Below are 17,554 nucleotides of genomic sequence, written 5' to 3'. Positions count from 1 at the left end.
CACGCCGCCACGCTAAGCGGCGACCGCAATGACCACAACGTCCGTTGATACCGGAAGAGAGACAGCTTCTTAACGCGCAGGCAACATGTGGGCCACTTCACAGCGAAAGGCGGAACCTGTGCGACTGCGCACTCCCCTCGCCCTGTTCGGGGCCGCGTTGCTGGTGGTGGTGGGGCCACCCCTGCTGTCCACCGGTGACGGTTCCGACACCGGCACCCAGATTCCCGGGCTCCGCTTCATGGTCCCCAACACTCCCGGCGGCGGCTACGACATCACCGCGCGCACCCTCGCCAAGAACGCCGAGGACGCCGGACTCACCCACAACATCGAGGTGTTCAACCTGCCGGGCGCCGGCGGAACGGTCGGCCTGACCCGGCTCGTCGGCGAACACGGCAACGGCAAGCTCGCGCTCTCCATGGGGCTCGGCGTCGTCGGAGCCGTCCACACCAACAAGTCCCCGAGCACGCTGGCCGACACCACCCCGATCGCCCGGCTCACCGAGGAGCCGGACATCGTCGTCGTCTCCAAGGACTCCCCGTACCGGACCATCGCCGACCTGCTCGCCGCCTGGAAGAAGGACCCGGCCCGCGTCCCGGTCGGCGGCGGTTCCTCGCCCGGCGGTCCGGACCACCTCGCCCCGATGCTGATGGCGCAGGCGGCCGGCATCGCCCCGAGGACGGTCAACTACGTCCCGTTCGACGGCGGCGGCGAACTCCTCGCCTCCATCCTCGGCGACAAGGTCGGCTTCGGGGTCTCCGGCCTCGGCGAGTACCGCGACCAGATCGAGGCGGGCGAGCTGCGGCTGCTCGCCGTGACCGGTCCCGAGCGGGTGCCGGGCCTCGACGCCCCCACCCTGCGCGAAGCCGGACTCGACACCGAGTTCACCAACTGGCGCGGCATCGTCGCCCCGCCCGGCCTCTCACCGGCCGAACGCGACAAGCTCACCGGCCTGATCCGCGAACTCCACGGCTCGAAGCAGTGGAAGGAGTCGATGAAGAAGAACGGCTGGGACGACGCCCTCCTCATCGGCGAACCCTTCGGCGACTTCCTCGACGAGCAGAACCAGCGGGTCGCCACCGTTCTCAAGGAGCTGGGGCTGTGACCACCGAACCCACCGAACCCACCGGCTCCGCAGCACAGCCCGGCTCCGCAGCACAGCCCGGCGCCGAAGCCGTACAGGAGGAGGGCACCGCCCTCTCCTGGCTGCGCGAGCACTCCGAACTCGGCGTCTGCGTCCTGCTGTTCGCGCTCGGCCTGCTCGTCCTCACCGACGCCTTCACCATGAGCGTCGACATCGCCCAGCGCGGCCCCGTCGGCCCCCGCACGGTCCCCTTCGTCATCGGCGGTCTGTTCCTCCTCATCTCCGTCCTGCTCGCCGGCGACGTCCTGCGCGGCGGACGCGGCGAGGCGGAGGGCGGCGAGGACGTCGACCTCGACGAACCGGCCGACTGGCGCACCGTTCTCCTGCTCACCGGGGTCTTCCTCGGCGCCGCCGTCCTGATCGGCCCCCTGGGCTTCCCGATCGCCGGGGCACTGCTCTTCTGGGGCTCCGCCTACGCGCTCGGCAGCCGGCACCACGGCCGGGACCCGCTCATCGCGGCCGGCATCTCCCTCGCCACCTATTTCGTCTTCGACAACCTGCTCGGTGTCCCCCTTCCGGGCGGCCCGCTGATGGGGGTGCTCTGACCGATGGATTCCCTCAACTCCCTCATCGACGGCTTCGGTACGGCGCTCACCCCGATGAACCTGCTGTGGGCCGCGATCGGCGTCCTGCTCGGCACCGCGATCGGCGTGCTCCCCGGCATCGGCCCGGCGATGGCCGTGGCGCTGCTGCTCCCGGTGACGTACGGACTCGACCCGACCGGCGCGTTCATCATGTTCGCCGGGATCTACTACGGCGCGATGTTCGGCGGCTCCACCACCTCGATCCTCCTCAACACCCCCGGTGAGAGCGCGGCCGTGGTCGCCGCGATCGAGGGCAACCCGATGGCGAAGGGCGGACGCGGCGCCCAGGCGCTCGCCGCCGCCGCGATCGGTCACTTCGCGGGCGGCATGATCGGCACGATCCTGCTGGTCGTCCTCGCCCCGACCGTCGCCTCCCTCGCCATCGGCATCGGAGCGCCCGACTACTTCGCCATCATGGTGCTGGCCTTCATCGCCGTCACCTCCGTCCTCGGCGCCTCCCGCATCCGAGGCATCGCCTCGCTCCTCATCGGCCTCACCATCGGACTGGTCGGCCTCGACCAGATGACCGGCCAGCAGCGCCTGACCTTCGGATCGCTCCAACTGGCGGACGGCGTCGACGTGGTCATCGTCGCGGTCGGACTCTTCGCGATCGGCGAAGCGCTCTGGGTCGCCGCCCATCTGCGCCGCTCCACCGGAAAGCCGATCCCCGTCGGCAGACCGTGGCTCGGCCGCGCCGACCTGAAGCGCACCTGGAAGCCCTGGCTGCGCGGCCCCGTCATCGGCTTCCCCTTCGGGGCGATCCCGGCGGGCGGCGCGGAGATCCCCACCTTCCTCAGTTACGTCACCGAGAAGCGGCTCTCCAAGCACCGTGACCAGTTCGGCAAGGGGGCCATCGAAGGCGTCGCCGGACCCGAGGCCGCGGCCTCCGCCTCCGCCGCCGGAACCCTCGTCTCGATGCTCACGCTCGGGCTGCCCACCACCGCCGTCGCCGCCGTGATGCTGGCCGCCTTCCAGCAGTACGGAATCCAGCCGGGCCCCCTTCTGTTCGAACGCGAACCGGAGCTGGTCTGGGGTCTCATCGCCTCGCTCTTCGTCGGCATGGTGCTGCTGCTCGCCCTCAACCTGCCGCTCGCCCCCGTCTGGGCGAAGCTCCTGCGGATCCCGCGTCCCTATCTGTACGCGGGCATCCTCTTCTTCGCCGCCGTCGGCGCGTACGCGGTCGGCGGCGAGTCGCTCGACCTGGTGATCCTCCTGATCATCGGGCTGATCGGGTTCGGGATGCGGCGCTACGGACTGCCGGTGCTGCCCGCCGTCATCGGGGTGATCCTCGGCCCGGCCGCCGAACAGCAGTTGCGCCGCGCGCTCCAGATCAGCGACGGGAGCGTGTCCGGCCTGGTCAACACCCCGTTCTCCGTCACGGTCTACGCGATCGTGGTGCTGATCGTGGCGTGGCCGCTGATCAGCCGGCTCGTCCTGCGGTCGCGCGGTGGCCGGAAAACGGCAGAGGAGTCCCGCACTGTCGGTGGCGGCTGAGAGCATCGGCTCCATGACCACGATCGACTGGGACGCGGCTGCCGGATCCTTCGACGAGGAGCCCGACCACGGGCTCCTCGACCCCGCGGTGCGCGACGCCTGGGCCGGGCGGCTGGAGAGCTGGCTGCCCGGCACCCGCGCCGATGTGCTGGACCTGGGGTGCGGCACCGGCAGCCTCTCCCTGCTCGCCGCGGGCCAGGGCCACCGCGTCACCGCCGTCGACCGCTCGCCCCGCATGGCCGACCGGGCCCGTGCCAAGCTCGCCGGGACCGGCGCCGAGGTCATCGTCGGGGACGCCGCCCGCCCCCCGGTCGGCGAGCGGGTGTTCGACGTCGTCGTGGCCCGGCACGTCGTCTGGCTGCTGCCCGATCCGGCGGCGGCCCTGGAGCACTGGTTCGGTCTGCTGAAGCCGGGCGGGCGGCTCGTGCTGGTCGAAGGGGTGTGGGGCGGCGCGGGCCTGTCCGCGACCGCGCTCACCGCCCTGCTCTCCGCGCACACCGAGCGCATCCACCACGAGGACCTGGCCCCCGACCCCCGGCTGTGGGGCAAAGAGGTCGACGACGAGCGCTATGCGCTGGTCGCCCGCGCGATGCCTCCGCACCGGCACACCGAGGTCGTCGACGTCCATCTGATCCTGCGCCGCGGCCCCGACGTCCTGCTCGCCCGCCGCTCCGACACGGGGTACGCGGACGGACTGCTCCACATGCCCTCCGGCCACGCGGAGGACGGCGAGGACGTCCGCGAGGCGATGATCCGGGAGGCCGCCGAGGAGATCGGCCTCGATCTGGAGCCCGAGGAGCTGCGGGTGGCCCTCGTGATGCAGCACCGGGGCCCCGGCGGCGGTGCGCGCATGGGCTGGTTCTTCGTCGCGGAGCACGACCCGTCCCGCCCGCCGCGCAACGCCGAGCCGGAGAAGTGCTCCGAGCTGGACTGGTTCCCGCTGGCCGCCCTGCCGGACGACATGGTCGCGTACTGCCGGGCGGGCCTGGACGGATACCGGGCGGGCGAGCACTTCATGATCCACTGGCACCGGGACGGGGAGCCGATCGCGTATGTGCCGGGCGGCGCCCGCCGGGCCGTTCCGCTGCCCGCCGCCGAGGAGACCACCGGGCGGGTGCACCACATCGAGCTGTGGGTGGCGGATCTGGCGGAGTCGGAGCGCGGCTGGGGCTGGCTGCTGGGCCGGCTCGGCCATGTGCCGTACCAGCACTGGGCCCACGGCCGCAGCTGGCGGCGCGGCGATACGTATGTCGTGCTGGAGCAGTCGCCCGACCTGGCCGCCGGCGGCCACGACCGCCGCCGTCCCGGGCTCAACCACCTGGCGTTCCACGTCGGTGACCGGGCCGCCCTCGACGCCCTGGTCGCCGAGGCCCCGGCGTACGGCTGGCGGCTGCTGTTCCCCGACCGCCATCCGTACGCGGGCGGCGAGGGGCATCACGCCGCCTATCTGGAGGACCCGGCGGGGTACGAGGTGGAGCTCGTCGCCGACTCCCGGCCGCGCCCCTGAACCGCCCGGCGGTTGGTACGGGCCCCCGCGCCCGCCGGGGCGTTCAGCCGAGCAGGGCGGTCAGCCCTTCCGTCCGGGCCAGGCGTTCCAGCTCGTCCAGGGCCGCTGCCGCCGCCCCGGCCGCCGCCGGATCGCGCCCGGCCAGGCCGCTCCCGGCGAACTCGTCCTCGTCCAGCCGCAGGACCGTCGAGCCGTCGGCCGAGACCCACAGGTCCAGGTCGAGGTCCTCGACCGCCAGCACTCCGTTCGCGAGCACGGCCGGCCGGGTGATGTCGCAGTACCAGCCCTTCAGTCCGCCGTCGCCGGTGCGGACCTCCTTGACCGCGAACCACCGGTCCCGCCAGTAGTGCTCGGTGAAGACGTCTCCCGGCTCGAACCGGACGAAGCCGAAGTCCCGCACCCCGGGCGCGGCCCAGGGCGCCCGGACGGTGACGCGGACGCCGTCGTCCCGGAGCAGCTCCGCCGGATACCTGATCTTGGTGCGGCCGGCCTTGGACAGGTCGACGACGAGGCCTTTCGTACGGCCCGCGCGGGTCTCAGAGGGTGCGGACATGGCGGACCTCCGTCGCGCATACCTGGTAGCCGAACCACTGGTTGACGGCCAGCATCGGGCCGTTGCCGGTGTCGTTGGAGGTGTAGGCGTCCGTGTACCCGGCCGCCCGAGCCCGGTGCAGCGAGTCGTTCTTCGCGAGCTTCGCCAGGCCACGCCCCCGGAAGTCCCGCAGGGTGCCGGTCATGGCGCTCAGATACGTCCGCAGGCCGTCGGTGGTGGCCGCGCTGAACGCCGCCACCTTCCCGTCCACCAGCACCACCGAGGTGAGCCCCTGGTCGAAGGCCGGGTGCCGCCAGACGCTCGTCAGCCAGTCCTCGTAGTCGTCCAGCTCGGAGGTGATGTCGCCGGGCTCGTCGGCGGTGACCTCGGCGTCCGCGTCGAACAGCGGCCGGGGATCGCCGGCGAAGTCGGAGCCGGGCCGGAGCTCGACGCCGGCCGGGAGCTCCCGGCGCGGCGGCAGGGTCCCGCCCGCGAGGTCGAGGTGCTGGAAGTGCGCGGAGCGGCTGGGCAGATAGCCCCGCTTACGGGCGAACTCCAGGCTCTCCGGGTTGTCGATGACCCACGCGTACAGGACCGTGGCCCCGGCCTCGGCCAGGTGCTCCTCCGCCGTGCGCAGCAGCAGCGAGCCCGCGCCGCGGTTGGTGCGGCCGGGGAGCGTCTGCGGCGTGAAGAACCCCTGTCCCGGCTCCGGGCTCTCGTGGGCGATGCCCGCCTGGGCCGTGGCGATGATCTCGCCGTCCTCCTCGGCGACCAGCAGCCGGTAGTGCCGGTCCGGATGGGCGTGGGCCAGGTCGTGGACGACCTGTTCGGGGGTGGCCACCATCCAGGGGACCGAGGCCCGGCGTGCCTGGGTCCACGCCTCCGCGTCGGACGGCCGGAAATCGCGCACGATCACAGTCATGCGGTGGACCGTATGCGCAGCCGCGCCCCGAACGCCTCCCCTTTTTCCGCCGGTAGGGGAGAATCGGCCCGTGACTGACAAGATCGTCCTCGACCCGGACTCCGGCATCGCGCCGTACGAGCAACTGCGCACCCAGCTCTCCGAACTGGCCCGTTCCGGTGCCTTGCCCGTCGGCCACCGGCTCCCGACCGTACGCGGCTTCGCCGAGGAGCTGGGGCTCGCCGCCAACACCGTCGCCAAGGCCTACCGGGCCCTGGAGGCGGACGGGGTCATCGAGACCCGGGGCCGTAACGGCACCTTCGTCGCGGCCGCCGGGGGAGCGGCCGAACAGCGGGCGGCGACCGCCGCACAGGTGTACGCCGAGACGGCCGAGCGGCTGGGCCTCACCCGGCAGCAGGCCCTGTCGCTGGCGAAGGACGCGGTGCGCGCGGCGTACGGGGACTGACGTCCCACCCGTAACACCCGGGGTCAGAGATACAGCCCGGCGTCCGCGCCCGCGTCCTGCTTCGGCACCGAGGCGGGGCCGAAGCCCCGGCGCAGCGCGTACAGCTCGGCGAGGGAGTTGCCCTCCCGGCTCACCCCTTCGTCCGTGCCCAGCCAGGCCACCGACTCCTGACGGGTCAACGGGCCGACCTCGATCCTGGCCAGACAGCGGCCGGGCCGCACGACCGCCGGGTGCAGCCGCTCCAGGTCCTCATTGGTGGTGACCCCCACCAGCACGTTGCGGCCCTGGCCCAGCAGACCGTCCGTCAGGTTCAGCAGCCGGGACAGGGCCTGGCCCGCCGTGTGCTTGGCCTCGCCGCGGATCAGCTCGTCGCAGTCCTCCAGGAGCAGCAGCCGCCACCGCCCCTTCGCCGTGCCGTCGTCCTCGCCGATCGCGATGTCCATCAGATAGCCGACGTCGTTGAAGAGCCGCTCGGGATCCAGCACGCAGTCGACCTGGCACCAGTCGCGCCAGGAACGGGCCAGGGTGCGCAGCGCGGACGTCTTGCCGGTGCCGGGCGGGCCGTGCAGCAGGAGCAGTCGGCCCGCGATGTCGTCCGGCGTCACCTTCATCAGCCGGTCCATCGCGTCGGCCACCGGCGCGGTGTAGTTGGGGCGGACCTCGTCCCAACTGCCGGCGGTGATCCGGCGGGTGGTGCGGTACGGGCCGCGGCGCGGGGAGACGTACCAGAAGCCCATGGTCACGTTGTCGGGCTGGGGCTCCGGCTCGTCCTGCGCCCCCTCGACGGCCTGGCCGAGGATCTTCTCCGCCAGTTCCTCGCTGGTCGCGGTGACGGTGACGTCCGCGCCCCGGTTCCACCGGGATGCCAGCAGGGTCCAGCCCTCGCCCTCGGCGAGCGTCGCGCTGCGGTCGTCGTCGCGGGCGGCCCGCAGCACCGTGGCGTCCGGAGGCAGCAGCGTCGCCCCGGCCTTGACCCGGTCGAGGGAGGAGCTGTGCGCGTACGGCTGCTCGCCCGTCGCGAAGCGGCCGAGGAAGAGCGCGTCGACGACATCGGACGGTGAATCGCTGTCGTCGACGGTGAGCCGGATCGGCAGAGCGGATTCGGGGGAGTCGGGCATGGCGCCCATGATCCGGCACGGGGTGCCCCCGTGCACCCGGGTTTCGCGGGCTCGCGTGCCGGGAAAGCGGTGCGCCCGGCAACCGACGGGGCGACAGCGGGGCGTCAAGGAGCGTCCGTTGAACGACCGGGGGCGGACGGAAGCACACCACTTCTATTTTTGGCATGAACACTTCCGGTGCGGTGTGGGTGCTGCTACTACGGAGTAGGCAGATATCCCCTGCTCAAGGAGGTCCCATGAAAATGTCCAGACTCGTGGCGTTCTCGTCCTCGCTCCTGCTCGGCGCCGCCCTCGCCCTCACCGGTGCCGGGGTCGCGAACGCCGACTCGTCGGTCGCGGCCGTCGACTACGTCGCCCTCGGCGACTCGTACTCCTCCGGCGTCGGAGCCGGCAGCTACGACGGCTCCAGCTGCAAGCGCAGCAGCCGCGCCTACCCCGCCCTCTGGGCAGCCGCCAACTCCCCCTCCTCGTTCGACTTCGCCGCCTGCTCCGGCGCCCGGACCGGAGACGTCACGGGCGGTCAGCTCGGCCGGCTGAACGCCTCGACCGACCTCGTCTCGATCTCCATCGGCGGCAACGACGCGGGCTTCGCCGACGTCATGACGACCTGTGTCCTGCAGTCCGAGGCCACCTGTCTCAACCGCGTCGCCACCGCCCGCGCCTACGTCGACTCCACCCTGCCCGGCAGGCTCGACTCCGTGTACACGGCCATCCGCTCCAAGGCCCCCTCCGCGCAGGTCGTCGTCCTCGGCTACCCCCGCTTCTACCAGCTCGGCGGCGGCTGCCTCGCCGGCCTGAGCGAGAAGGAGCGCGCCGCCATCAACGGGGCGTCCGACCACCTCAACACGGCCACCGCCAAGCGGGCGGCGGACCACGGCTTCACCTTCGGCGACGTCAGGCCGACCTTCACCGGGCACGAGATCTGCTCGGGCAACGCCTGGTTGCACAGCGTGAACTGGCTCAATATCGGCGAGTCCTACCACCCCACCGCCGCCGGACAGTCGGGCGGCTATCTTCCCGTCCTCAACTCCGCTCTCTGACCGGAGGCCCGGCGCTCCGCACGAAGCGTTCCGCCGCCCGCCGTCCCCCCACGCGGCATGCGCAGGGGGACGGCCGGGCAGGGCCCCCGAACCGCGCGAACCACCCGAACTGCCCGAAGTCGCCCTGGAATCGCGCGGATTCGGTAACGAGGCGTCAACCTCCGTATGTGTGTGCGTAATCCTGTGGCCGGGATACACGGGTGTCACCGCGGGACGATAGGGTTAACCTGCCCGGACCGGGTGCCCTCGTACGGGTGGGGAGTGACATGGAACAGATAACGGTGCGAAGCAGGCCGCGTGTGCCTGCCATCACATGCGGGAGCGGTGCGACCAGTACGCGCCTCGACCGCCATCTCGCGGTGCTCGGCGGCCCTGTCGTCCCGCAGCGCGAGTCGGCGGAAGCGACCCTGCTGATGCGTGAGCTGACCTCGCGTGATGCCGCGCACACCCGCCGGAGCAGGAGCGCACGCGTGTCGCTCTTCGCGCCGCTGCGGCGACTGCGGCGCTCGCTCTTCGGCAGCCGCCGCTGACCCACGGCATCGCCCGTCAGGACCGGCCCGCCGCTCGGGACGGTTCAGACGATCACTCCGTCCCGGCGCAGCACCGATGTCTGCTCGTCCGTCATCCCCAGGGCTCGCAGCAGCGCATCGGTGTGCTCACCCAGCGCCGGTACGGCACCCATCCGTGCCTCCTCGCTCCCCGGCAGCGTGATCGGCGGCAGCAGCGCCCGCAACGGCCCCACCGGTGTCCCCACCTCCCGCCACCGGTCCCGTGCCGCGAGCTGCGGATGCGCCGCCACATCGGCCACCGTGTTCAGCCGGGCACAGGCGATGCCCGCCGCCTCGAGACCGGCCAGCGCCTCCCGCCCCGTCAGACCCGCCAGCCCGCGGCCCACCGCCTCATCGGTCCGCTCCCGGTTCGCGGTACGCGCCGCGTTCGTCGCGAAGTCCGGGTCGTCGGCCAACTCGGGCCGCCCCAGCACCTGTTCCGCCAGCCGCCGCCACTCCCGGTCGTTCTGCACGGAGAGCAGCACCTGCTCACCGTCGGCCGTCGCGTAGGCGTCGTACGGGGCGATCACCGAGTGCGCGAGGCCGGTGCGCGCCGGGGGAGCGGAGCCGTGCGTCCCCTGGTGCAGCGGGTGGCCCATCCACTCGGCCAGCGCGTCCAGCATGGAGACCTCCACCGGGCCGCCCCGCCCGGTGTTCGCCCGCCGCAGCAGCGCCGCGAGCACCCCGGAGAACGCGTACATCGCCGCCGCGATGTCCGCCGCGGGAATGCCCGCCTTCACCGGCCGGTCCGCCGTCCCCGTCACCGAGACCAGGCCGGCCTCGCACTGCACGAGCATGTCGTAGGCCCGTTTGTGCGCGTACGGTCCGTCCGCGCCGTAACCGGAGATGTCGACCGCCACCAGGCGCGGGTGCGCCGCGCAGAGCGAGGCGGCGTCGAGGCCGAGCCGGGCCGCCGCCCCCTGGGCCAGGTTCTGGACGAACACATCGGCCCCGGCGACGAGTTCACGGACCACCGCGAGGCCGCGCGGATCCTTCAGATCGACGGCGAGGGACTCCTTGCCGCGGTTGCACCAGACGAAGTGCGAGGCGAGACCGCGCGCCGCCGTGTCGTAGCCGCGCGCGAAGTCGCCGCCGTCCGGGCGCTCCACCTTGATGACCCTGGCTCCGAGGTCGGCGAGCTGCCGGGTGGCGAAGGGGGCGGCGACCGCCTGCTCGACGGCCACCACGGTGATGCCGTCGAGGGGGAGTGGCAATGTGTTCATGACCCCGTGCTTACCCCCTGACCGGTGCTTCTGCCACCTCCGCCCGCCCCGCGGACTCCCCGGCCCGCCGCTACAGCAGCGCGAACTGCCCCTCCGGGCCCTCCTCCTGGTGCCCCAGAACCGATGCGGGACGCCGGGCCGAGGACGGCACCGGCAGCACCCCGGCCGCCCGCAGCTCGGCCGGCCCGATCAGCGGGCCCGTCCCCAGCGCCGCCCGCAACTCCTGCCGGGCCCCCGCCGTGCCGTCCAGCAGGGCCAGTACGGTGATGAGTTCGAGCAGCTCCGAGGTCCACTCCCGGGGCCAGCCGCGCGCACCGACCGCGTCCAGCCCGTCCGGGGCGGCCCCGTCGGGCGCCCGGCCCGTCGCCGCCGCGGCCCGGCGCCCGAACCAGAGCTCCAGCACCCGCACCCCGCCCACCGTGAACTCCCAGGCCGGCGCGGGCACCGGAGAGATCCGGCCGTCGCCGACGATCAGCGCCTCGTCCCCGGCGTCATGGACCAGCTCCGTGGGACGGGCCGGGAGGGCCGCCCGCACATAGGGCCTGCGCCCGCCCGGCAGGCGGGGCCGCTCCCCGCCCCGGGACCCGCGCAACTGGAGCCGCATCAGCTCCCGGCCGAGCGCCACCCCCGACGACCACACCTCCGCGTCGGCCGGCAACGGGACCCGGGGGCCGGTGGCGGAGGGCCGGGCGGCGGCCAGGACCCAGGCCAGCACCGCCTCCGGGGTGAACGCGTCCGGCTCCGCCGCGCCGCCGAGCCGCTCGCGCAGCAGGTCCGGGAGTCCCGGAGCCAGGTTGGGTTCCGCGCCGCCGGGCCTGCGGTAGAGCGGCCTGATCCGGCCGGGCCGCCCGGCGGGGGAGTGCCCGTCGGGCAGCAGCGTGGTCACGGACAGGGCCGGCCCGGAATCCCCGGGTGCGGCGCTGTGCTCGACCACGAAGAGCTGCCGCCCGTCGGCGACCCGCCACAGCTCCGGACGGGCCGCGTCGATCAGCCGGTGGTCGGGGAGCAGCCACTGTTCGTCGTAGGGGCCGTGCAGGATCCGTACGGGGTCGGGGCAGGGGCCCGGGGTCCGGGCGAAGCGGCCCGTTCCGGCGGACCGGCCGGGCAGGGCCGCGACCGAGGTGTGCGGCGTACGGGAACGGGTGGGCGCGAACAGCCGTTCCTGCTCGGCGGGGCCGGCGGCGGCCAGCCGTTCCCAACGGGCCCGGAGTGCCACGGGGTCGGGGCCGCTCACCCAGGCGCGGCCGGTCCGGAGCGGCCGTACGGACCACGGCATCAGCTCGTCCAGCGACAGGAGCCCGTCCGGCGACGGGAGTCCGTCCGGCGGTTCGGGCGTCCCCGGAGGCGAGGAAGGGGCTTTCTCGTCGCCGTCGGCCGCCGCTGTCCCGTGCGCTGGCACCTGCCCGTCCTCCCCTGTCCGCCGTCACCCGTTCGCATCGTAACGGCGGGCGGCGTCCCCGTGGGGCTGGGTCAGTGGGCCTCCACCGTCACGGAGAAGGAGAACCGGTCGCCCCGGTAGCGGATCCGGGCCACGTCCACCACGCGCCCCTCCTCGTCGTACGTCACGCCCGTGTAGTGCAGGATCGGGCTGAGCAGCGGGACCTGGAGCAGCTCGGCGGTGACGGGGTCGGCGAGCCGGGCCTCCACCGTGTCGGTGATCCGGGAGATCCTCACCCCGACGACGTCACGCAGGACCTTGGTCATCGGCCAGCGTTCGAGGTCGGCGACGTCGATCCGGGCGGCGATGTCGGGACGGACCGCGTTCTCCGCCCAGTTGGTGGGCTCGTCGCTCTCCTCGTCGCGGCGCAGCCGCCGGTAGCAGGTCACCTCGGCGCAGTCCGGGAAGAACTCGGCGAGATCACCGGGCACCGCCGTCGGACCGTGGCCGAGAACGGTCGTCGCCTCCCCGGACTGCTGGGCCACGATCGCGTCGACCGAGCCCAGCAGCCGGACCGGGGAGACCCGCCGGGCGCGCGGCTCGATGAACGTGCCGCGCCGCCGGTGCCGGCTGATCAGTCCTTCCGTCTCCAGCTCCTTGAGCGCCTGGCGCATCGTGAGCACGCTGACCCCGTAGTGCGCGGCGAGCTGCTCCTCGGTGGGCAGCCGGGCGGAGGCGTCCTGCGGGCGGCCCAGTATGGAGGCTCGGAGGGACTGGGAGACCTGATACCAGAGCGGTAGCTTCCGGTTCAGGACGAGGGAGTCGGGGGCGAAGGCCGGCGGGTGCGGCACCGGGACCGCCTGGGCGTCCGCCCCGGCCCCGACGACTGCGCCCCCGTCGGTCCCGGTCGTGGCGTCGCCGTCGGTCCCTTGGGCATCCGCCCCGGCTCTCTCCTGGCTCTCTGTCACGTCGTCCCGTCCCGTCCCCTCCGGCCTTCCGCCGTCTACGGCCGGAAGTTGCGGCTCAGACCCTGCCACACGTCGTCGTAGCCGCGCTGCAGGTGTTCGGCGGCGGCTGCCTGCGCGGTCGCCGTGACCGGCCAGCGGGTCTCGAACATGAAGGCCAGGCCGTCGTCGATCTTCTGCGGCTTCAGCTCCGCCGCGCTCGCCCGGTCGAAGGTCGCCCGGTCCGGGCCGTGCGCCGACATCATGTTGTGCAGGGAGCCGCCGCCCGGGACGAAGCCGTCCGCCTTCGCGTCGTACGCCCCGTCGATCAGGCCCATGTACTCGCTCATCACATTGCGGTGGAAGTACGGCGGGCGGAAGGTGTCCTCGCCGACCAGCCAGCGCGGGGCGAAGACGACGAAGTCCACCCCGGCCAGCCCCGGGGTGTCGGACGGCGAGGTCAGCACCGTGAAGATCGACGGATCGGGGTGGTCGTAGCTGATCGTGCCGATCACGTTGAACCGGCGCAGGTCGTAGACGTACGGGGTGTGGTTGCCGTGCCAGGCCACCACGTCGAGCGGCGAGTGGCCGTACGTCGCCGACCAGAGGTTCCCGCAGAACTTGTTGACCACCTCCACCGGGCCCTCGTGGTCCTCGTACGCGGCGACGGGCGCGAGGAAGTCCCGGGCGTTCGCCAGGCCGTTGGCGCCGATCGGGCCGAGATCGGGCAGCGCGAACGGGCGGCCGTAGTTCTCGCAGACGTAACCGCGCGCGGTCTCCTCCAGCAGCTCCACCCGGAAGCGGATCCCGCGCGGGATCAGCGCGACATGACCCGGCTCGGCGCGCAGCAGGCCCAGTTCGGTGCGCAGCAGCAGTCCGCCGCGCTCGGGGACGATCAGCAGCTCGCCGTCGGAGTCGCTGAACACGCGGTCCGTCATCGAGGTGTCGGCGTTGTACAGGTGGATCGCCATACCGGTGCGCTGCGCGGCGTCGCCGTTGCCGCCGAGGGTCCACAGGCCGCTCAGGAAGTCCGTGCCGGGCGCGGGGTCGGGCAGCGGGTTCCAGCGCAGCCGGTTCGGGTCCGGCACCGTCTCGGTGAAGGGCGCGGTACGCAGGCCCCCGTTGTCGGTCCGGGTGAACGCCGGGTGGGCGGCCGAGGGGCGGATCCGGTAGAGCCAGGAACGGCGGTTGTCCGCGCGCGGCTCGGTGAAGGCGGAGCCGCTCAGCTGTTCCGCGTACAGCCCGAGCGGGGCGCGCTGGGGGGAGTTGCGGCCGTGCGGCAGCGCCCCGGGAACCGCCTCCGAGCCGTGCTCGTTGCCGAAGCCCGAGGAATACGTCAGCCCCTCGGCCGTCTTCCTCGCCTGGTCGATCGCGCTCATCCCGCACTCCCGGTGCCCAAGAAAGCCATCGGATCCGCCGGACGACGAATCCTATGTACTACCGTAGGAATCAGAGCGGGGCACGTCAACGGCATACATCGCGCCATTCGGGGCCCGTGTCGCGCTCGTGGCGGCGGGTGCGGGGAGACGGGGGTTCCCGGCGCCGGGCGCCGCCGCCGTCCGCCGGGCAGCCACTGCCGTCCGCCCGGTGGAGTGGGCACGGCATCATGGGGCCCGTGCCCCATGTCAACCCGAACCTCCGCCGCGCCCCCGTGCAGCAGCGCAGCGCCGACCGGCTGGCCCGGATACTCGACTCCTGCGCAGGCCTCCTCGACGAGACCGGATACGAGCAGCTCACCACCCGGGCCGTCGCGGAGCGCGCCGAGGTGCCCATCGGCTCCGTCTACCGGTTCTTCTCCAACAAGCGCGCGCTCGTCGACGCCCTCGCCCTGCGCAACCTGGACACCTACGCCGACCGCATCACGGCCCGGCTCGCGGACCTCCCCGCCGCCGACTGGCGGGCCGCCATCGACGCGGTGCTCGACGAGTACCTGGCGATGAAGCGGAGCGTCCCCGGCTTCGCGCTCGTCGATTTCGGGCCACCGCTCCCGGCCGACGCGGCGGACGACGCCAACCGGCGCCTGGCGGACCGGCTCGCCGTACTGCTCGCGGGCCACCTCGGCCGCCGGCCCGACGAGGGGCTGTACCGGGCGATCCTGGTGAGCGTCGAGGCCGCCGACGCGCTCCTCCAACTGGCCTTCCGCACCGAACCGTCGGGGGACGCGGCCATCGTCGCCGAGACGCGGACCCTGGTCAGGTCCTACCTCGCCCAGACGCTCGACTGAGCGGGGATCCCTGGCCCGGTCCCTGGGCGGGTTCGTGGTCGGGTCCGTGATCGGGGTCCGTGGTGGGGCCCGCTCGCTCCCTCCTCGCCTTCTCCTCCGCGCAACACCTCCCCACCGTGCGTACCGGTCGGTATGCTCGCCCGTGCCGGGGCTCCCACGCCCGCCCGGTCCATGTCGCCGACGTCGTCCTGCCACCGCCGCCGCCCCGGGGAGGGCCCATGTCCCACGACAACACCCGCACCGCACCGCGTATCTGCCCCCTCTGCGAAGCCACCTGCGGCCTCACCCTGACCATCGAGGGAACCACCGTCACCGGTGCGCGCGGCGACCGCGACGACATCTTCAGCCGGGGCTTCATCTGCCCCAAGGGGGCCTCCTTCGGAGGGCTCGACGCCGACCCCGACCGGCTGCGCGTCCCCCTCGTGCGCGGCGACGACGGGGAGTTGCGCGAGGCTGCCTGGAGCGAGGCGTTCGACCTGATCGCCGCACGGATACCGGAGCTGACGAAGACCCACGGGCCGAACGCGGTCGGCGTGGTCCTCGGCAACCCCAACGTGCACACGATGGCGGGCTCCCTCTACCCGCCCCTGCTGCTCGGGGCGCTGCGCACCCGCAACGTGTTCACCGCGAGCACCCTGGACCAGATGCCCAAGCACGTCTCCAGCGGCCTGCTCTTCGGCGACGCGCACGCCATCCCCGTACCGGACCTCGACCGCACCGACCACCTCCTCCTCATCGGGGCCAACCCGCTGGAGTCCAACGGCAGTCTCTGCACCGCCCCCGACTTCCCCGGCCGGCTCAAGGCCCTGCGCAGGCGCGGCGGCACCCTCACCGTCATCGACCCGCGCCGCACCCGCACCGCCCGCCTCGCCGACCGGCACGTCGCGATCCGGCCCGGCGCGGACGCCCTGCTGCTGGCCGCGCTCGCGCACACGCTCATCGACGAGAAGCTCGCCGACCCCGGTCCGCTCGCCGGACACCTGGAGGGGATCGACGAACTGGCCGCCGCCCTCGACGGCTTCACCCCGGACGCCGTGGCCGCCGCCTGCGACGTGGACGCGGACACCATCACCGCCATCGCCCGCGAACTCGCCGCCGCCCCCACCGCCGCCGTCTACGGGCGCATCGGCAGCTGCACCGTCGAGCACGGCACCCTCGCCAGCTGGCTGGTGGACGTCCTCAACATCCTCACCGGCAACCTCGACCGGCCGGGCGGCGCGCTGTTCCCGCTCTCCGCGACCGCGCGCGCCCCGCGGCCCGCCGAACCAGGGACGCGTAAAGCCGTCCCGGGCAAGGGCTTCGCGCTCGGCCGCTGGTCGAGCCGGGTCTCCGGGCACCCCGAGGCCAAGGGCGAACTGCCCATCGCCGCCCTGGCCGAGGAGATCGACACCCCGGGCGAGGGCCGCATCCGCGCCCTGCTGGTCATCGCGGCCAACCCCGTGCTCTCCGCGCCCGACGGCGACCGCCTCGACGCGGCCCTCGCCGACGGACTCGACTTCATGGTCAGCGTCGACCCGTACCTGAACGAGACCTCCCGGCACGCCGACGTCGTCCTTCCCCCGCCGCCGCCCTCGCAGAGCGCCCACTTCGACTTCGCGTTCAACGGCTTCGCCGTGCACAACCAGGTCCGCTACACCCGCGCCGCCGTGCCCCTGGAGGACGGCCGGATGGACGAGAGCGAGATCCACGCCCGGCTCGTCCTCGCGGTGAGCGGCCTGCACGGCGCGCCGCCGTCCGCCGTCGACGACCAGGCCATCGGCACCGCCCTCACCCGCGCCGGGGCCCCGGAGGAGCTGGCCGCCGGTCTCACCGGCGAGAACGGCCCCGAACGGCGACTGGACCTGATGCTGCGCCTCGGCCCGTACGGGCTGACGCTGGAACAGCTCCTCGCCCACCCGCACGGCATCGACCTCGGCCCGCTGAAACCCCGTGTCACGGAGGTCCTGCGCACCCGCTCCGGCCGCATCGAACTGCTCCCGGAGCCGATCGCCGCCGATCTGCCGCGGCTGCGCCGGGCACTGGGCGACCGGCCCGCCCCGCTCGTCCTCGTCGGCCGCCGCCATCTGCGGTCCAACAACAGCTGGATGCACAACGTCGGCTCGCTCACCGGCGGGTCCAACGTCTGCACCCTCCAGATCCACCCCGACGACGCGGCCCGCCTCGGGCTCGTGGACGGGGCCACCGCCCGGATCGAGTCGTCGGGCGGCGGGATCGAGGCCCCCGCCGAGATCACCGACACCGTGCGCAGCGGGGTGGTGAGCCTGCCGCACGGCTGGGGCCACAGCCGCCCCGGCACCCGTATGGCGGTCGCCGCCGCCCACCCGGGGGCGAACGTGAACCAGCTGCTCGACGGGACGCTCCTGGATCCGCTGTCCGGCACCGCCGTACTGAACGCCATTCCGGTCTCCGTGACCCCCGCTCTCTAGCATCACCGTGTTGACCTGGGGTTTTGCT

Annotated in this window: 16 protein-coding genes; 9 read left to right on the top strand and 7 right to left on the bottom strand. The window is 73.2% G+C overall.

What is annotated here, in order from left to right:
• Positions 1-118 precede the first annotated feature (118 nt).
• From IE272_RS18255 to IE272_RS18240, 4 genes are read left to right on the top strand one after another with little or no spacing between them, the layout of a single operon-like run.
• Positions 119-1,102: a Bug family tripartite tricarboxylate transporter substrate binding protein gene (locus tag IE272_RS18255; RefSeq protein WP_050359553.1), complete on the top strand. Its 984-nt coding sequence runs from the start codon at positions 119-121 to the stop codon at positions 1,100-1,102.
• Positions 1,099-1,686, top strand: coding sequence for a tripartite tricarboxylate transporter TctB family protein (locus IE272_RS18250; RefSeq protein ID WP_190007278.1), 588 nt, complete (start codon positions 1,099-1,101; stop codon positions 1,684-1,686). The genes IE272_RS18255 and IE272_RS18250 overlap by 4 nt, the downstream gene beginning before the upstream one ends.
• A 3-nt stretch (positions 1,687-1,689) precedes the next feature.
• On the top strand, positions 1,690-3,219 hold the full coding sequence (locus IE272_RS18245; protein ID WP_050359551.1) for a tripartite tricarboxylate transporter permease: 1,530 nt from the start codon (positions 1,690-1,692) through the stop codon (positions 3,217-3,219).
• A 13-nt stretch (positions 3,220-3,232) separates the two neighbouring features.
• Complete coding sequence (locus IE272_RS18240) at positions 3,233-4,726, top strand: trifunctional class I SAM-dependent methyltransferase/NUDIX hydrolase/VOC family protein (protein WP_190007277.1); 1,494 nt, start codon at positions 3,233-3,235, stop codon at positions 4,724-4,726.
• 43 nt (positions 4,727-4,769) lie between these two features.
• On the opposite strand, the gene IE272_RS18235 is transcribed toward IE272_RS18240, so the two are convergent.
• Both IE272_RS18235 and IE272_RS18230 read right to left on the bottom strand, forming a co-directional pair.
• A complete protein-coding gene (locus IE272_RS18235) occupies positions 4,770-5,279 on the bottom strand; it encodes a ribonuclease FAU-1 family protein (protein WP_050359550.1) in 510 nt (169 codons plus the stop codon).
• The gene (locus IE272_RS18230; protein ID WP_050359549.1) at positions 5,263-6,180 is read right to left on the bottom strand and encodes a GNAT family N-acetyltransferase; all 918 of its coding nucleotides are present in this window, start codon (positions 6,178-6,180) and stop codon (positions 5,263-5,265) included. The genes IE272_RS18235 and IE272_RS18230 overlap by 17 nt, the downstream gene beginning before the upstream one ends.
• Positions 6,181-6,250: 70 nt before the next feature.
• Here IE272_RS18230 and IE272_RS18225 point away from each other — a divergent pair, with 70 nt between their 5' ends.
• Positions 6,251-6,625: a GntR family transcriptional regulator gene (locus IE272_RS18225; protein WP_047175890.1), complete on the top strand. Its 375-nt coding sequence runs from the start codon at positions 6,251-6,253 to the stop codon at positions 6,623-6,625.
• Between the two features lie 23 nt (positions 6,626-6,648).
• On the opposite strand, the gene IE272_RS18220 is transcribed toward IE272_RS18225, so the two are convergent.
• The gene (locus IE272_RS18220; protein WP_057661789.1) at positions 6,649-7,743 is read right to left on the bottom strand and encodes a DUF5925 domain-containing protein; all 1,095 of its coding nucleotides are present in this window, start codon (positions 7,741-7,743) and stop codon (positions 6,649-6,651) included.
• A gap of 236 nt (positions 7,744-7,979) precedes the next feature.
• Between IE272_RS18220 and IE272_RS18215 the strand changes: the two genes are divergently transcribed.
• Together IE272_RS18215 and IE272_RS18210 are read left to right on the top strand one after the other, a co-directional pair.
• Positions 7,980-8,783, top strand: coding sequence for an SGNH/GDSL hydrolase family protein (locus IE272_RS18215; RefSeq protein ID WP_050359547.1), 804 nt, complete (start codon positions 7,980-7,982; stop codon positions 8,781-8,783).
• A gap of 266 nt (positions 8,784-9,049) precedes the next feature.
• Positions 9,050-9,313: a hypothetical protein gene (locus IE272_RS18210; RefSeq protein ID WP_003970092.1), complete on the top strand. Its 264-nt coding sequence runs from the start codon at positions 9,050-9,052 to the stop codon at positions 9,311-9,313.
• A 44-nt stretch (positions 9,314-9,357) separates the two neighbouring features.
• On the opposite strand, the gene IE272_RS18205 is transcribed toward IE272_RS18210, so the two are convergent.
• From IE272_RS18205 to hmgA, 4 genes are all read right to left on the bottom strand, one after another.
• Complete coding sequence (locus IE272_RS18205; protein WP_073960232.1) at positions 9,358-10,554, bottom strand: CaiB/BaiF CoA transferase family protein; 1,197 nt, start codon at positions 10,552-10,554, stop codon at positions 9,358-9,360.
• 70 nt (positions 10,555-10,624) lie between these two features.
• The gene (locus tag IE272_RS18200; protein ID WP_190007276.1) at positions 10,625-11,953 is read right to left on the bottom strand and encodes a type ISP restriction/modification enzyme; all 1,329 of its coding nucleotides are present in this window, start codon (positions 11,951-11,953) and stop codon (positions 10,625-10,627) included.
• A gap of 71 nt (positions 11,954-12,024) precedes the next feature.
• A complete protein-coding gene (locus tag IE272_RS18195; RefSeq protein WP_179890793.1) occupies positions 12,025-12,900 on the bottom strand; it encodes a GntR family transcriptional regulator in 876 nt (291 codons plus the stop codon).
• A gap of 35 nt (positions 12,901-12,935) precedes the next feature.
• Positions 12,936-14,255, bottom strand: coding sequence for a homogentisate 1,2-dioxygenase (gene hmgA / locus IE272_RS18190; RefSeq protein ID WP_190007275.1), 1,320 nt, complete (start codon positions 14,253-14,255; stop codon positions 12,936-12,938).
• 227 nt (positions 14,256-14,482) lie between these two features.
• Between hmgA and IE272_RS18185 the strand changes: the two genes are divergently transcribed.
• Positions 14,483-15,100, top strand: coding sequence for a TetR/AcrR family transcriptional regulator (locus tag IE272_RS18185; RefSeq protein WP_050359544.1), 618 nt, complete (start codon positions 14,483-14,485; stop codon positions 15,098-15,100).
• Between the two features lie 218 nt (positions 15,101-15,318).
• Positions 15,319-17,526, top strand: coding sequence for a molybdopterin-dependent oxidoreductase (locus tag IE272_RS18180; RefSeq protein ID WP_190007274.1), 2,208 nt, complete (start codon positions 15,319-15,321; stop codon positions 17,524-17,526).
• Positions 17,527-17,554: the final 28 nt, after the last annotated feature.

Origin of the sequence: Streptomyces anulatus, assembly GCF_014650675.1 — a bacterium.
Taxonomy (GTDB): domain Bacteria; phylum Actinomycetota; class Actinomycetes; order Streptomycetales; family Streptomycetaceae; genus Streptomyces; species Streptomyces anulatus.
The sequence above is the reverse complement of the archived record's forward strand: the minus strand, read 5'-3'. Positions and strand labels throughout refer to the sequence as shown.

What these genes read in the sequence shown, in the direction of transcription:
- IE272_RS18180 (WP_190007274.1), top strand. Translation starts at nt 15,319, where the DNA reads ATGTCCCACGACAACACCCGCACCGCACCGCGTATCTGCCCCCTCTGC.
- IE272_RS18210 (WP_003970092.1), top strand. Translation starts at nt 9,050, where the DNA reads ATGGAACAGATAACGGTGCGAAGCAGGCCGCGTGTGCCTGCCATCACA.
- IE272_RS18240 (WP_190007277.1), top strand. Translation starts at nt 3,233, where the DNA reads ATGACCACGATCGACTGGGACGCGGCTGCCGGATCCTTCGACGAGGAG.
- IE272_RS18205 (WP_073960232.1), bottom strand. Translation starts at nt 10,554, where the DNA reads ATGAACACATTGCCACTCCCCCTCGACGGCATCACCGTGGTGGCCGTC.
- IE272_RS18220 (WP_057661789.1), bottom strand. Translation starts at nt 7,743, where the DNA reads ATGCCCGACTCCCCCGAATCCGCTCTGCCGATCCGGCTCACCGTCGAC.
- IE272_RS18245 (WP_050359551.1), top strand. Translation starts at nt 1,690, where the DNA reads ATGGATTCCCTCAACTCCCTCATCGACGGCTTCGGTACGGCGCTCACC.
- IE272_RS18215 (WP_050359547.1), top strand. Translation starts at nt 7,980, where the DNA reads ATGAAAATGTCCAGACTCGTGGCGTTCTCGTCCTCGCTCCTGCTCGGC.
- IE272_RS18185 (WP_050359544.1), top strand. Translation starts at nt 14,483, where the DNA reads ATGGGGCCCGTGCCCCATGTCAACCCGAACCTCCGCCGCGCCCCCGTG.
- hmgA (WP_190007275.1), bottom strand. Translation starts at nt 14,255, where the DNA reads ATGAGCGCGATCGACCAGGCGAGGAAGACGGCCGAGGGGCTGACGTAT.
- IE272_RS18230 (WP_050359549.1), bottom strand. Translation starts at nt 6,180, where the DNA reads ATGACTGTGATCGTGCGCGATTTCCGGCCGTCCGACGCGGAGGCGTGG.
- IE272_RS18235 (WP_050359550.1), bottom strand. Translation starts at nt 5,279, where the DNA reads ATGTCCGCACCCTCTGAGACCCGCGCGGGCCGTACGAAAGGCCTCGTC.